Here is a 12,827-nt window from a genome sequence, read left to right on the forward strand (position 1 = left end):
CCTTGGTGTGATTCATGCGCCGGCGCCCGGGCCGGCCGTGGTGGCGCGCTCGACGATGCGAAAGCCGGTGTCCAGGCGCGTCGCGGCCGGCGCGCCGCCGGCCAGGCGTTCGAGCAGCAGCGCGGCGGCGCGCTGGCCCATGCCGTACTGGTCCACCGCCACCGAGGAGATCGACGGGTGCATGGCGGCGGCGATCTCCAGGTCGTTGAAGCCCATCACCGCCAGCTGCGCGGGCAGGCGCAGGCCGCGCCGCTGCGCCTCGAGCACCGCGCCGGCGGCGAGGTCGTCGTTGGCGAAGAACACCGCCTCGACCTGCGGGTGGCGTTGCAGCAGCTCGGCCAGCAGCCGCCCGCCCAGCGCCATCGAGAAAGGTTCCTCGCTGCGCAGTGCGTAGTGCTCCGGCAGGCCGCGCGCGGCCAGCTCGGCACGGAAGCCCTGCAGGCGCCGCGTGCTGCGGTGGTCGTGCGAGGCCTGCGTGCCGGCGTAGGCGATGTGGCGGCAGCCGCGGTCGGCGAAGTACGCGGCCACCGCGGCGCCCACGGCGGGGTGGGAGAAGCCCACGTTCATGTCGAGCGGCGCCTCGGCCAGGTCCATGAACTCCACCACCGGCAGGCCGGCGGCCACCGCCTGCTGCAAGCGCAGGCGCGTGGGCGGCGCGTGATCCACGCCGGCCAGCAGCAGGCCGGCCGGGAACCAGCCGAGCAGGGTCGAGACCAGCTTGGCCTCGGTGGCTTCCAGGTAATCGGTGGTGCCGAGCAGCACCTCGTAGCCGTGGCGGTCCAGCTCGTCGTGCACGCCGCGCAGGAACGGCACGTACACCGCGTGCGCCAGGGTCGGGATCAGCACCGGCACCACCCGGCTGGCGCCGGAGGCCAGGCCGCTGGCGACCTGGTTGGCAACGTAGCCCAGCGCCTCCACCGCCTCCAGCACGCGCGCGCGCAGCGCCGGCGAGACCTTGCCCGGCTCGCGCAGCGCGCGCGAGGCGGTGATCTGGCCCACGCCCGCGCGGTCGGCCACGTCCTTCAGCGTGGCGCGCTTGCCCTGCGCGTGGGCGGCCCGCGCGCGGCGCGGCTTGAACAGCTCTTCCGTCATGCCGCCTCCGCCGCCGCGGCCGGCAGGCGCCGGAACTCGGTGGCGTAGAGCGCCAGCGCCGCGAGGCCGCACAGCGCTCCCAGCACCGCCAGCCCGGTCCAGCCGAACGCCGTGTACACCGCCGCGGCCAGCACCGAGCCGCCCGCGCCGCAGACGAACACCGAGGTCATGAACAGGCCGTTGAAGCGCCCGCGCAGCTCCGGTGCCAGCATGTAGATGCTGCGCAGGCTGAGCACCTGGCACACCTGCACGGCGGCATCGAGCAACAACGCGGCGAGCACCAGCCACGCCAGCGAGTGCGCATGCCCGGCCCAGCCGGCGAGGACGAAGGCGAGCACCGCGGCGGCCAGCGCCGCGCCGGTGGCCGGCCTGGTGAGGCCGCGGTCCGCCAGCCGCCCGGCCAGCGGCGCCGACAGCGCGCCGGCCGCGCCCGCCAGCGCGAACACCGCGATGGCCGGCTGGCCGAAGCCGAAGGCCTGCGCCAGCAGCAGCGGCGAGCCGGTCCAGAACACGTTGAAGGCGGCGAACATCATGCCCTGGTAGAACGCTCGCCGCCGCAACAGCGGCGTGCGCAGGTAGAGGCGCGGCATGGAGGCGACGATGCGCCGGTACGGCGTGCGCTCGCCGCCCGGGTGGCGCGGCGGCAGCGCCTTCGCCAGCACCACGATCAGCGCCAGCATCAGCGCGGCGGTGACGAAGAACACCGCGCGCCAGCCGAACGCCGCGGCCACCGCGCTGGCGAACGGCCGCGCCAGCATCACCCCGGCCAGCAGGCCGCCCATCACGTTGCCGACCACGCGGCCGCGGCTGGCGTCCGGCGCCAGTTGCGAGGCGAACGGCACCAGGATCTGCGTGGCCGCCGCGCACACGCCGACCACGAAGGTGGCGGCCAGGAAGCCCGCCGCGGAGGTCGCCACGCCTACCCCCAGCAGGCCCAGCACCACGCCGCCGAACAGCCACAGCACCAGGCGCCGGTTCTCCACCTCGTCGGCCAGCGGCACCAGCAGCAGCAGGCCGGCGCCGTAGCCGAGCTGGGTCAGCGCCACCACCAGCCCGGCCAGGCCGGCGTGCAGCCCGAGCGCGGGCGCGATCAGGGCGATCAGCGGCTGGGCGTAGTAGATGTTGGCGACCGAGAGGCCGCAGGCGGCGGCGAACACCGCCGTCAGCCCCGCCGACAACGGCGCGGACGAGCCGGCGGGCGACCGGGGCAGGACGGTCGGGGATGCGTTCGGAGGGATCATCGGCGGGGAAAGGGATAAAACGTCGCACCGCTTTGGTAGCGCTACCATACATGCTGCAGCGCAACGACTTCAACGCGCAGGAGTCTGCGATGACCGTCACGTTCCCCCGCCGCACGGCCCGCCGCGCCCGGCTCAGAGATTGCCCGCGATCTGCACCAGCCGTTCCAGGAAGGCCGCCGCAATGCGGCCCTGCGGGTCGTCGTCGCGGCGCTGGCGGTAGGCCACCGCGATCTCCCAGCACGGCTCCTCCGCCTCGCGCAGTTCGGCGATGGCGATGGGCTTCAGGCGCTTGTCCTCGCGCCGCGCCCGCGCCACCGACTCGGGCACCAGGGCGATGCCCAGGCCCTGCGCGGCCAGCTCGGTGAGCCAGCTCATGTCGTTGACCTCGAAGCCGATGCGCCGCTGCAGGCCGGCCGCGGCGAAGCTCTGGTCGACCAGCCGGCGCATGCCCCAGTCGGCCTTGAGGTCCACGAACACCTCGCCGGCCAGCGCGGCCAGCGGCAGTTCGCGGGCGCCGGCCAGGGAGTGCTTGGGCGCGCACACCGCCACCAGCCCCTCGCACACCAGCAGGCGCGAGGCCAGCTCCGGCACCGGCGCGTCGCCGGGCTGGGTGAAGGCGACATCCAGGCGGCCTTCGCGCACCTCGTCCAGCAGCGGCGCGGCGCCGTCGAAGGAAAGCTCGATGTCGATGCCGCCGAAGGCCTCGCGGAAACGGCCCAGCGAAGCCGGCAGGTCGATGAACGGCGCCAGCCCCTGGATCGCGCCGATGCGCAGGCGCCCGCGCGCCAGCCCGTGCACCTGGGTCACCGCCAGCCGCGCGCCGCGCGCGGCCTCCAGCACCCGGTGCGCCTCGTCCAGCAGCACGCTGCCGGCGGCGGTGAGCGCCACGCTGCGCGTGGTGCGCACGAACAGCGGGCCGCCCAGCTCGCCCTCCAGGCTGCGGATGGCCTGCGACAGGCCCGACTGCACCACGTTGAGCCGTTGCGCGGCGCGGGTGAAGTGGCGCTCCTCGGCCACCGCCACGAAATATTCCAGTTGCTTCAGGTCCATGCGTTCCCGGCCCGCCGATTGATCTTATTGAATGCTCAATACCATCACAATTTTCCATTTTACGTATCAATGGACGGGGCTTACCGTGAAAGCGGTGCGGGACGGCCGACCGGCCCGCAATGCTCACGACACAGGCTTTGAAGGAGTCGACGTTGGAACAGATCGAATGGGGTAACAGCGGCATCACGAGTTCGCGCATCGGCCTGGGCACCTGGGCCATCGGCGGCTGGATGTGGGGCGGCACCGACGAGGCGGCATCCATCGCCACCATCCACGCCGCGCTGGAGCGCGGCATCAGCTTGATCGACACCGCGCCGGCCTACGGCCAGGGCCGCTCGGAGGAGATCGTGGGCAAGGCGCTGGCCCAGGGCGGCCGCCGCGCGCAGGCGCAGATCGCCACCAAGGCCGGCCTCACCTTCCGCGACGGACCGGACAAGCCGCCCTTCCGCGACTCCAGCCCCGCGCGCCTGCGCCAGGAGGTGGAGGATTCGCTGCGCCGCCTGCAAACCGACGTGATCGACCTCTACCAGATCCACTGGCCCGACCCGCGCACGCCACTGGAGGACACCGCCCGCGCGCTGGAAGACCTGCATCGCGCCGGCAAGATCCGCGCGATCGGCGTCAGCAACTTCTCGCCCGAGCAGATGGACACCTTCCGCGGCGCCGCCCCGCTGGTGGCCGCGCAGCCGCCCTACAACCTGTTCGAACGCGAGATCGAGGCCGACGTGCTGCCCTACGCGAAGCAGCACGATCTGGTGCTGCTGTGCTATGGCGCGCTGTGCCGCGGCCTGCTCTCCGGCCGCATCCGCGCCGACACCGTCTTCGAGGGCGACGACCTGCGCAAGCTGGACCCCAAGTTCCAGCCCGAACACCTGCCGCACTACCTTGCCGCGGTGGAGGAACTGGCGACGCTGGCCCGGCAACGCTACGGCAAGAGCGTGCTGGCGCTGGCCGTGCGCTGGGTGCTGGCGCAGGGCCCGACCATCGCGCTGTGGGGCGCGCGCCGCCCGGACCAGCTCGACGCCGTGGACGGCGTGGACGGCTGGCAGCTCGACGCGGCGGCGCTGGCCGAGATCGACGCCATCCTCGCCCGCCACGTGCCCGAACCGGTGTCGCCGGCGTTCATGGCGCCGCCGCTCTAAGGCGCGCGTCGGACTCGTTCGCTACGGACGTCCAGACGTCCGTAGCGAACGCCCCTATTCCCGCCCCACCATTCCCGACTCCCGGCCCCAACAAGGATCCCCCGCCATGGAATACCGCCTGCTCGGCCGCTCCGGCCTCAAAGTCTCTACCCTCACCATGGGCACCATGACCATGGGCGGCCAGGGCGCCTTCGCCAAGGTCGGCAACGTGGGCATCGAGGAGGCGCGCCGCCAGATCGACCTGTGCCTGGACGCCGGCGTGAACCTGCTCGACACCGCCGACGTCTACTCCAGCGGCGCCTCCGAGGAGATCATCGGCCAGGCCCTGGGCGACAAGCGCCAGCAGGTGCTGATCGCCAGCAAGGCGCGCTTCCCGATGGGCCCCGGCCCCAACGACCGCGGCCTCTCGCGTCACCACCTGGTGCGCGCCTGCGAGGCGAGCTTGAAGCGCCTGCGCACCGACGTGATCGACCTCTACCAGGTGCACGAGTGGGACGGCCTCACGCCGCTGGAGGAAACGCTGGAGGCGCTCGACAGCCTGGTGCGCCAGGGCAAGGTGCGCTACCTCGGCTGCTCCAACTACTCCGGCTGGCACCTGATGAAGGCGCTGGGCATCAGCGAGCGCGAGCACTACCAGCGCTTCGTGAGCCAGCAGATCCACTACACGCTGGAGGCGCGCGAGGCCGAGTACGAGCTGCTGCCGATCGCGGTGGACCAGGGCGTGGGCGTGCTGGTGTGGAGCCCGCTGGCCGGCGGCCTGCTCTCAGGCAAGTACCGCCGCGACGCGCAGTCGCCCGAGGGCAGCCGCAAGCTGGCCGGCTGGAACGAGCCGCCGATCCGCGACGAGGAACGCCTGTGGCGCATCGTCGAGGCGCTGGTGGCGATCGCCGGCGCGCGCGGCGTCTCCGCCGCCCAGGTGGCGCTGGCCTGGCTGCTCGGCCGGCCCGGCGTGGTGTCGCTGGTGGTGGGCGGGCGCACCGAGGCGCAGTTCAAGGACAACCTCGCCGCCGCCGACCTGAAGCTCAGCGAGGCGGAGCGCCGCACGCTCGACGAGGTCAGCGCGCCGCCGGTGCTCTACCCCTACTGGCACCAGCTCAACACCGCCAAGGACCGCCTGAGCGAGGCCGACCTCGCCCTGCTCGGCCCGCACGTGGCGGGCTGAACGCGCGCGGTCAACCGGCCGCCCGCGCCGCGCGTCTAGGCATGGACATTTGCCCTCGGCACGAGACCCTTCGCCCATGCCCGACGCGCCACCGCGCCCCGCCACGCCGCGCCCACCGCACCCTCCAGGCATGGAACCCTCTCCCCACCGGGGAGAAGGTGCCGGCAGGCGGATGAGGGGCCCGACGGAGCGTAGAAGAAGGAAGCTTGCGCTCCGTAGCGCCCTCACCCCGGCGGGGAGAGGGAGCCAACGCCAATAGGCAACGCCAACGCAAGCATGCAGACCGCGCGATCCGCCCGGCCTTAGCGACCCGCAACGCCCCCGCGCCGGCACGAAAAAGGCGCCACGCAGGCGCCTCTTTCATCTTCGAACGGGGACCGCTCACCCCTTGACCGGGAACGTCTGCGTCCCGCCCGAGGGTGGCGTCGAGCCCTGGCCGGCCGGCGCGGTGGTGCGGGCCGGCGCCGGCGCGCCGCGGGCGCCGCACTGGTAGGCGCCCCACGGCTGCGAGCCCTCGCTGGGCTCGGCCAGCGGCTTGATGGTGTCGGCGCCGAGCTTGGCGGCCTCGTTGCGGGCCATCACTTCCAGTTCGTCGCGCACCTTGATGTCGTTGCGGTCGACCGGGCCCACCCGGCTCATCACCGAGACGGTGACTTTGCCCATGTCGCGGCAGGCGGAGACGTCGCCGCCCCAGGCGGTACGCACGCGCCGGCCCGCCTCGTCGAGCGTGATGCCCCAGGTGCAGGCGCCGAGCAGCACGGTGGGAACGAGCAACAGCAGGGTCTTGCGCATGGAAAGCTCCGCGATGGACGAATGAAGAAGGGCCGGCCCATGCCGGACCGGCCCCATGCTAGCGCGGGGACGCGCGGGCGTCCCGAACGCCGCCTTACTTCCCGGTCGCCTTCGCCGCCACCGGCTTGCCGTCGGCGTCGAGCACCTCGACCGTGCCGAGCTTGAGCGCGCGCACCGGCGCCTCGATCTGCTTGAGGTCGCCCACGATCACCCAGGTCATGGCGTCGGGCTTCACGATCTCGCGGATCGCCGCTTCCGCCGCCGGCTGGCCCACGCCTTCGAGCCTGGCCTTGAGCGTCTGCACGTAGTCGTCGGGGCGGTCGTACAGCACGATGCCGTTCACCGCGGCGAGCACCGCGGAGGTGGTCTCGAAGCTGCCCGGCAGGGCGCGGATGCGCTGGTCCTTGATCTTGGCGATCTCGGCCTCGGTGAGCGGCTTCTCGCCGATCACCGCGCGCGCCTCCTTCAGCACCTCGGCCGCCGACGGCGCGGTCTTGTCGGTCTGCACCGGCGCGTAGAACAGGAACGGCCGCTGGCCGAGCGCATCGCGCAGCATGCTGCCCGCGCCATAGGCCCAGCGCTTGTCCTCGCGCAGGTTCATGTTGAGGCGCGAGGTGAAGGTGCCGCCGAAGGCGCCGTTGGCGACGCCGATGGCGAGGTTGTCCGGCGCCTTGGTGGAGGGCGCCAGCAGGCCGGCCAGGATCAGCGACTGCGGCGCGTCCGGCCGGTCGATCAGGTACACCCGCGGCCTGGGCTGCGCGGCCACCGCGGCGAGGTTCTTCTTCGGCACCGCGCCGGCGCCGGCCGGTGCTTTCCAGTCGCCGAAGGCGGCGTCCAGCTGCGGCACGATCTTGGCGAGCGTGGTATCGCCGGCGACCAGGATCTTCACGTTGTCCGGCCGCAGCCAGCTCTGCTGGAAGGCGGCGAGGTCGGCCGCGCCGAGCGCCTTGATCTCCGCCTCCGTGCCCGAGCCGGTGAACGGGATGCCGTAGGCGTGGCCCGCGCCGTAGAGCAGCGGCGGCAGCGTGCGCAGGGCGAGGCCGGTGGGCTGGGTCTTCTCCTGCGCGATGCCGGCCAGCCACTGGCCGCGGATGCGATCGATGTCGGCGGCCTTGAACGCCGGGTTGCGCACGATGTCGGCGAACAGCGCCAGCGAGGGCTGCAGCTGGTCGTTGAGCGCGTCGAGCGAGGCGCTGCAGGTGTCCAGCCCGCAGCCCACGTCGGTGATCGCGCCCAGGCGCTGCTTGCGCTTGGACACGTCCACCGAATCCAGGTCCCTGGTGCTCTCGTTCATCAGCGCCGCGGTGAAACTGGCGGTGCCGAGCTTGCGGCCCTGGTCGGCCGCGTAGCCGGCGTCGAACACCAGTTGCACCTGGGTCACCGGAATGGTGTGGCGCTCGGCCAGCACCACCTCGATGCCGTTCTTGAGCTTGCCGCGCTGGAGCGCGGGAAAGCTCAAGCTCGGAAACTGATCGACCTCGGGCACGCCCTGGCTGCGGTCCACCGCGTTCGGCGCCGCCACGTAGGTGTGCGCCGGCGGCGGCACCGGGCTCGGCTTGCCGGCGGCATCGCCCAGCGCGGCCACCGCCTTGTCCTCGGCCTCCGGGTTGAAGCCGGGGCCGGCGGGCAGCACGGTGAGCGTGTAGTCGCCCTTGCCGAGCCAGGTGTCGGACGCCGCCTTGACGCTGGCCACGGTGGCCGCCTGCGCCCGCGCCAGGTCCTTCTTGTAGGCGCCCGGATCGCCGCGGTAGACCTGCCCCTCGGCCAGGATCACCGCCTTGCCGCCGAAGCCGCCCACCTTCTCCAGCCCGCGCACGAAAGCGGCGCGGTTGGCGACCTTGGCGCGGTCCAGCTCGTCCTGGGTCGGCCCTTCGGCGAGGAACTTCTTCAGTTCGTCCGCGATGGCCGCCTCGACCTTCGCCGACTCCACGCCCTGCTTCACGTCGGCCTGGATCTGCACCTGGCTGGCCAGCGCGAACGGCGCGATGCTGGCGGAGACGTCGTCCACCAATTTGTCCCGGTACACCAGCCGCTGGTACAGCCGCGAGGTCTTGCCGCCGCCGAGCACGGTGGTGGCGAGGTCGAGCTGGATGGCGTCGTCGCTGCCCAGCTGCGGCACCACCCAGGTGCGGATGATGCGCGGCTGCGCCACGTGGTCGTGCTGCACGCCGCGGGCGGACCTGGCCAGCGGGGTGATCCACGGCCGCTGGTGCGCCACCGGCGGGCCGGCGGGGATGTCGCCGAAGTACTTCTCGGCCTTGGCGCGCGCCTCGGCCACGGTGATGTCGCCGGCCAGCACCAGGGTGGTGTTGGCGGCGCCGTAGTTGTCGTGGAACCACAGCTTCACGTCCGCCAGCGAGGCGGCGTCCAGGTCCGCCATCGAGCCGATGGTGTCGTGCTGGTAGGGGTGGTTGCCCGGGTAGGTGTTGGAGAGGATGTTCTGGTCCACGCGCCCGTAGGGGCGGTTCTCGCCCTGGCGCTTCTCGTTCTGCACCACGCCGCGCTGGGTGTCGAGCTCCTTCTGGCCGATCGCGCCGAGCAGGTGGCCCATGCGGTCGGACTCCATCCACAGCGCCATGTCGAGCGCGGTGGTGGGCACGGTCTCGAAGTAGTTGGTGCGGTCGAACCAGGTAGTGCCGTCCATGTCGGTGGCGCCGGCGCGCTCGAACGGCTGGAAGTAGGTGCCCTTGTGGTTCTCCGAGCCGGAGAACATCAGGTGCTCGAACAGGTGCGCGAAACCGGTCTTGCCCTTCGGCTCGTCGGCCGAACCGATGTGGTACCAGATGCTCACCGCCACCACCGGCGCCTTGTGGTCCTCGTGCACCACCACGGTGAGGCCGTTGGGCAGGGTGAAGCGGGTGTAGGCGATGTCGGGAATCGCGGCGGCGGAAGCCGGCGGCGCTTCCGCCAGCGCCGGCATCGCGCCGGCACTGGCGCCAAGGACGCCTGCGATGAGCAGGGCGAGCGGTCGGATCATGCTGTCCTCCTGGACGTCGGGTCCGCCGAGGCTACGCGGTCGCGTCCGCCGGTCGCAAATGACCAATGGCACGGTGCGAGCGCGCCGGCGGCCGTCCGCCGGCCTGTCCGGCCCTGCCCGCCGGCCGTCCGCGGACAACCGGTGCGCGCCGGCCGCCATCTGACAACTGTCAGCGAATCAACCGGTTGCATGCCACTCACTGGCTGGCACGCGGCTTGCGAAAGTGGTCGTGCGGGAATCCCACATCCAACACGGAGAACGACCATGAAATTCGAGACCTTCCTGCTGCACGGCCTGTTCGTCGCCTGCCTGCTGGTGAGCGGCCTGATCCTCGGCTCGATGCTGACCGCCACGCCGCAAGCGGTGCAGTTGGCCGGCGCGACAAAGGGCGCCAACCTGGGCCTGCTGCTGGCCGCGCCGGGCGGGTGCATGCTGCCGCCCGACGGCGTGGTGTGCCCGCGGCATGTGGGGTGATCGCTCCGGGGTGGCGATCCGGCCGATAATCGGCGGATGCTGCACGTCATCCTGTTCCGCCCGGAAATCCCGCCCAACACCGGCAACGTGATCCGCCTGTGCGCCAACACCGGCGCCGCACTGCATCTGGTGCGCCCGCTCGGCTTCGCGCTGGACGACGCCCGCCTGCGCCGCGCCGGCCTGGACTACCACGAGTTCGCCCGCGTGGCGGTGCACGACACGCTGGACGCCTGCCTCGGCGCGCTCGGCCGCCCGCGCGTGTTCGCCTTCTCCACCCGCGGCACGGCGCGCCACGTGGACGTGCGCTACGCCGACGGCGACGCGCTGCTGTTCGGCTGCGAGACCGCCGGCCTGCCGACCGAGGTGCTCGAGGCGATCCCGCCGCCGCAGCGGCTGCGCCTGCCGATGCGCGCGGGCAGCCGCAGCCTCAACCTCTCCAACAGCGTGGCGGTGGCGGTGTACGAGGCGTGGCGGCAGCTCGGCTTCGACGGCGCGGCGTAGGCGCCGGCCGGCGAGGCCGGGGCACCGATCGATGCCCCGGCTGCGGGATGCCCCCGCTACAATCGCCCGGATGAATGCCCCCGCCCCCAATGCCTGGCTGCCCAGGCCGCTGCGCCAGCTCGCCGGCCGCGCGCTGGAACGCGCGCTCGACCACGTGCTCACGCTCGACCCCGACACCCGGCAGCGCCTCGCCGCCCTGGACGGCCGCAGCGTGCAGCTGCACCTGCGCGGCCCGGAGCTGGCGCTGACGGTGCGCGTGGAAGCGGGCCGCCTGCGCGTCGGCCCGCCGCAGGAGGACAGCGCGCTGCGCGTGGCGGCCAGCCCCGGCAGCCTGCTGGCGATGGCGCTGCGCCGCGGCGAGGAGGCCACCGCGCCGGGCAAGGTGGAGATCGCCGGCGACGCCGACCTCGCGCGCCGGCTGGAGAAGCTGGCCAGCCAGTTCGCGCCCGACTTCGAGGAAGCCTTCGCGCGCAGCTTCGGCGACGTGCTTGGCGTACCGCTGGCGCGCGCCGTGCGCGAGGCGCTGACGCACGCGAAGGAAAGCGGCCGCCATCTCGCCGAGGACGGCGCCGACTGGCTGCGCGACGAGGCGCGGCTCGCGCCCGCGCACGGCGAAGTGGAGGCTTTCCTCGACGGCGTCGACGCGCTGCGCGAGCGCAGCGAGCGGCTCGAGGCGCGCCTCGCGCGGCTGGAGCGGCGCCTGCGGGGAGCCCGCGCGTGACGCCGCTGAAGACGGCGCCCCGCCTGCTGCGGGTGGCCTCGATCCTGCTCGCCTGGCGGCTCGACGATTTCGTCGAGGCCAGCCACCTGTACCGCCCGCTCAAGCTGCTGCGCCCGCTGTTCGGGCGGCCGCGCCCCGGCGCGCGCGCGCTGTCGCGCGGCGAGCGCCTGCGCCACGCGCTGACCGAGCTGGGGCCGATCTTCGTCAAGGCCGGCCAGGTGCTCTCCACCCGCCGCGACCTGGTGCCCGACGACATCGCCGACGAGCTGGCCCTGCTGCAGGACCAGGTGCCGCCCTTCCCTGGCGCCGAAGCCCGCGCCATCGTCGAGCGCGAACTGAAGGCGCCGGTGGCCGCGCTCTACGCGAGCTTCGACGAGACGCCGCTCGCCTCCGCCTCGATCGCCCAGGTGCACGCCGCCAGCCTGCGCGACGGCAGCGCGGTGGTGGTGAAGGTGCTGCGCCCGGGCATCGAGCGGCAGATCGCCCGCGACGTGTCGCTGCTGCGCGCGCTGGGCGAGCTGGTGCAGCGCTGGCACCCCAACGCGGACAAGATCCGCCCGCTCGACGTGGTGGCCGAAGTCGAGAAGATGCTCGGCAACGAGCTGGACCTGCAGCGCGAAGGCGCCAGCGCCAGCCTGCTCCGGCGCAATTTCGAGAGCGGCACGGACCTCTACGTGCCGGCGGTGCACTGGACGCTCACCAGCGACCGCGTGCTCACCCTCGAGCGCGTGTACGGGGTGAGCTGCGACGACATCGCCGCCATCGACGCCGCCGGCATCGACCGCCGGGCGCTCGCCGCCAAGGGCGTGCGGGTGTTCTACGAGCAGGTGTTCCGCGACAACTTCTTCCACGCCGACGCGCACCCCGGCAACATCTGGGTGGACGTGGCGAACCCCGTCGAGCCGCGCTTCATCGCGCTCGATTTCGGCATCATGGGCTCGCTGCCCGAGGCCGACCAGTACTGGCTGGCGCAGAACTTCATCGCCCTGTTCGAGCGCGACTACGCGCGCATCGCCCAGCTGCACGTGGACGCGGGCTGGATGCCCGCGAGCATCCGCCTGGACGAGCTGGAGGCGGCGGTGCGCACGGTGTGCGAGCCCTACTTCACCCGCCCGCTGTCGCAGATCTCGCTGGCCGAGCTGGTGGTCAAGCTGTTCCAGACCGCGCGCCGCTTCGAGCTGACCCTGCAGCCGCAATTGATCCTGCTGCAGAAGACCCTGCTCAACATCGAGGGCGTGGGCCGCATGCTCGATCCGCAGATCGACATCTGGGCGGTGGCGCACCCGGTGCTCAAGCGCATCCTGCGCGAGCGCTACAGCCCGCGCCGCACGCTGAAGGAGATCCGCCGCCGGCTGCCCGAATGGTTCCACGCCGCGCCGCAGTTCCCCGAACTGGTGCGCGACGCGCTGCGGCAGGCCGCGCAGGGCACGCGGCGCGAGATCGCCGACCCGCTGCAGCTCGCCCTGGTCGCCGAGGCCGGCCTGCGGCTGCGCCGCCAGCTCGCCAGCGGCCTGCTCGGCGGCAGCCTGCTGCTCGGCGCGGCGCTGCTGTGGACGCTCGCCCCGCAACACGGCGCGTGGCCGCCGCTGGCGGCGGCCACCGGCGGCGTGCTGGCCTTCGCCCTGGCCTGGCCGCGGCGGCGGTAGAAACATCCTCCGCCCGCAGCTCGCCGTTG

At 72.8% G+C, this 12,827-nt stretch carries 11 protein-coding genes; 6 read left to right on the top strand and 5 right to left on the bottom strand.

Annotation, left to right across the window (positions count from 1 at the left end; genetic code table 11):
- Positions 1 to 12: 12 nt before the first annotated feature.
- The 3 genes from ACH65_RS01230 to ACH65_RS01240 form a co-directional block, all read right to left on the bottom strand.
- Entirely contained in the window at positions 13 to 1,092 is a 1,080-nt protein-coding gene (locus ACH65_RS01230; RefSeq protein WP_064504793.1) for a LacI family DNA-binding transcriptional regulator, read from the bottom strand.
- Positions 1,089 to 2,270, bottom strand: a complete 1,182-nt coding sequence (locus tag ACH65_RS01235; RefSeq protein ID WP_237561412.1) for an MFS transporter — start codon at positions 2,268 to 2,270, stop codon at positions 1,089 to 1,091. Before ACH65_RS01235 ends, ACH65_RS01230 begins: the two co-directional genes overlap by 4 nt.
- A 195-nt stretch (positions 2,271 to 2,465) precedes the next feature.
- Complete coding sequence (locus ACH65_RS01240; RefSeq protein ID WP_049620752.1) at positions 2,466 to 3,383, bottom strand: LysR family transcriptional regulator; 918 nt, start codon at positions 3,381 to 3,383, stop codon at positions 2,466 to 2,468.
- 152 nt (positions 3,384 to 3,535) lie between these two features.
- Here ACH65_RS01240 and ACH65_RS01245 point away from each other — a divergent pair, with 152 nt between their 5' ends.
- Both ACH65_RS01245 and ACH65_RS01250 read left to right on the top strand, forming a co-directional pair.
- Positions 3,536 to 4,525 (top strand): aldo/keto reductase, encoded by a 990-nt coding sequence (locus ACH65_RS01245; RefSeq protein ID WP_049620753.1) that lies wholly within the window; start codon positions 3,536 to 3,538, stop codon positions 4,523 to 4,525.
- A gap of 106 nt (positions 4,526 to 4,631) precedes the next feature.
- Positions 4,632 to 5,687, top strand: a complete 1,056-nt coding sequence (locus ACH65_RS01250) for an aldo/keto reductase (protein WP_049620754.1) — start codon at positions 4,632 to 4,634, stop codon at positions 5,685 to 5,687.
- A 381-nt stretch (positions 5,688 to 6,068) separates the two neighbouring features.
- On the opposite strand, the gene ACH65_RS01255 is transcribed toward ACH65_RS01250, so the two are convergent.
- A complete protein-coding gene (locus ACH65_RS01255; protein ID WP_049620755.1) occupies positions 6,069 to 6,479 on the bottom strand; it encodes a DUF4156 domain-containing protein in 411 nt (136 codons plus the stop codon).
- Between the two features lie 94 nt (positions 6,480 to 6,573).
- Positions 6,574 to 9,456 (bottom strand): M16 family metallopeptidase, encoded by a 2,883-nt coding sequence (locus tag ACH65_RS01260; RefSeq protein WP_049620756.1) that lies wholly within the window; start codon positions 9,454 to 9,456, stop codon positions 6,574 to 6,576.
- Positions 9,457 to 9,720: 264 nt separating this feature from the next.
- Between ACH65_RS01260 and ACH65_RS01265 the strand changes: the two genes are divergently transcribed.
- The 4 genes from ACH65_RS01265 to ubiB all read left to right on the top strand — a co-directional run bounded on the left by ACH65_RS01265 (position 9,721) and on the right by ubiB (position 12,798).
- The gene (locus ACH65_RS01265; RefSeq protein ID WP_049620757.1) at positions 9,721 to 9,930 is read left to right on the top strand and encodes a hypothetical protein; all 210 of its coding nucleotides are present in this window, start codon (positions 9,721 to 9,723) and stop codon (positions 9,928 to 9,930) included.
- A 36-nt stretch (positions 9,931 to 9,966) separates the two neighbouring features.
- The gene (locus ACH65_RS01270; RefSeq protein WP_049620758.1) at positions 9,967 to 10,431 is read left to right on the top strand and encodes a tRNA (cytidine(34)-2'-O)-methyltransferase; all 465 of its coding nucleotides are present in this window, start codon (positions 9,967 to 9,969) and stop codon (positions 10,429 to 10,431) included.
- A 70-nt stretch (positions 10,432 to 10,501) separates the two neighbouring features.
- Positions 10,502 to 11,152, top strand: a complete 651-nt coding sequence (locus ACH65_RS01275) for a ubiquinone biosynthesis accessory factor UbiJ (RefSeq protein WP_049620759.1) — start codon at positions 10,502 to 10,504, stop codon at positions 11,150 to 11,152.
- Complete coding sequence (ubiB, locus tag ACH65_RS01280) at positions 11,149 to 12,798, top strand: ubiquinone biosynthesis regulatory protein kinase UbiB (RefSeq protein ID WP_049620760.1); 1,650 nt, start codon at positions 11,149 to 11,151, stop codon at positions 12,796 to 12,798. Before ACH65_RS01275 ends, ubiB begins: the two co-directional genes overlap by 4 nt.
- Positions 12,799 to 12,827: the final 29 nt, after the last annotated feature.

This window comes from Frateuria defendens, from assembly GCF_001182895.1.
Classification (GTDB): domain Bacteria; phylum Pseudomonadota; class Gammaproteobacteria; order Xanthomonadales; family Rhodanobacteraceae; genus Frateuria_B; species Frateuria_B defendens.